This is a genomic window from Paenibacillus periandrae (assembly GCF_022458865.1).
GTDB lineage: Bacteria > Bacillota > Bacilli > Paenibacillales > NBRC-103111 > Paenibacillus_S > Paenibacillus_S periandrae.
On sequence record NZ_JAJNMU010000083.1, the window covers coordinates 1 to 1,508 of the forward strand.

The following is a 1,508-nucleotide window of genomic DNA, read 5'->3' on the forward strand; positions in this document are numbered from 1 at the left end:
CTGCATTCAACCGCTCGATTTCTTCGTTTCTCATGTTCATCGCCGCCTTCGGGTAAGTTATTACTATTCTTTACCCGATTTGGCGATTGGAGTGTCTTTGGCAGTTTATTAATTGCGGTCTATATAGTTTCCAGCTAAGATCAGTACTATCAACTGTGTTTGATATTAAAGCTGATACGATACTCATAAAAGGTAATTTGGAGGGTTTAATACCTAGTGATACAAAGATTTTATGTCAAACATTCATTGCGTGCACAGAGTTTCCATTAAGAATTACGGTATATATTAGGGATGCAAACTTAGTTCCAGTTGATGATGTCAGCATTTTAATAAAAATTTCTGAGCTTTTGCAGAGTGAAATGTTGTTTTCTGATAACAGTGTTAATCCGTATACTATGCTCAAAATTTCTGCGGATCATACAATAAAAAAGGTTCCTATAGATATTGATAAGTACGATAATTGTGAGGAAGTTGAAATTTAGCTTACTTTTAATTTACCACTAATTTACCACAATACGACTAACCCTCGTATTGTGGTTTTCTTTTTGCCTTCTGCTACGCTAAGGACAATATAAAAACGTGAATAAGTTGCCCGCGGCAGTTTTCAGTTAGCGCCCAAATGCCAATTAAGCCCGGGGCAAGATGAAAATTTTATTATGCATATTATCCTAGCTGTATAAAGACAACAACGAAAATCGCTCAATATTTGTACCGCGGCGGTTAAAGTAATGATGATAACAAAAGTTGAAATGAGCTTGACGAATAAATTAGATTGAAAATTAGATTACATAAATATTAATATGTAAACTTTTATTTCGTTTTATTATTGGATCTTTAATTGAGAGTTCGTGCTAAAAAGCATGCAATTGTGGTGAATCCCACTTCGCCCAATTTTACTACTATTGTATATTTTTGTTTTTGTTTTACTAATGAACGCAAAGTTCTATCCTTTACCTAAGCGTTTGGGACAATCATCCTTTTATTTTTTCAATAATAAAATTCGACAACATAAATCGACAGTTTACGACATGATTCATTTGTTATATTAGACCCTATGGGATAAATGCATATTTATAAAGCAAAATGTACAGCATCGCAGTGTTGAAATGGATCCAAAGTATCGTCAACAATTTGAAGGGTGAATGCGAACGGGGAACGTAGCAGCTAAGAAGGGCTGTGAAGCGATGACGGCCGTGTTTTCAATGAGAATAGGTATATGTATTCATTCTAGAGGGGTGGTCTTGTGTATTTTTTGAGCGGTAAGCAGCTTTTAATGTTAGTTTTAAGCTTATTGATGATATTTGCGATTCTCCCAAGTAACCTCCTCCATGCTGAGGACTATTCTAGCCCTGTTGCCGTAGAATCCTTTGAAAGTGGTTCTTATGAAGCGACGAGCTTCGGACCGGGAGCAGGGATCATAACGAATGATCCTCAGAAAGTCATAACGGGTCAATATTCAGCCTATGCAGAGGCAGCGCCAAGCCAATATTGGCAAGAATTTAGTATTT

2 protein-coding genes are annotated in these 1,508 nt (G+C 36.2%); both read left to right on the forward strand.

Going from position 1 to position 1,508, the window contains the following annotated elements:
* Positions 1–155 precede the first annotated feature (155 nt).
* A complete protein-coding gene (locus LRL21_RS44595; protein WP_240422185.1) occupies positions 156–482 on the forward strand; it encodes a hypothetical protein in 327 nt (108 codons plus the stop codon).
* A gap of 761 nt (positions 483–1,243) precedes the next feature.
* The coding region (locus LRL21_RS44600; protein ID WP_240422186.1) for a hypothetical protein at positions 1,244–1,508 on the forward strand (265 nt) is incomplete at its 3' end.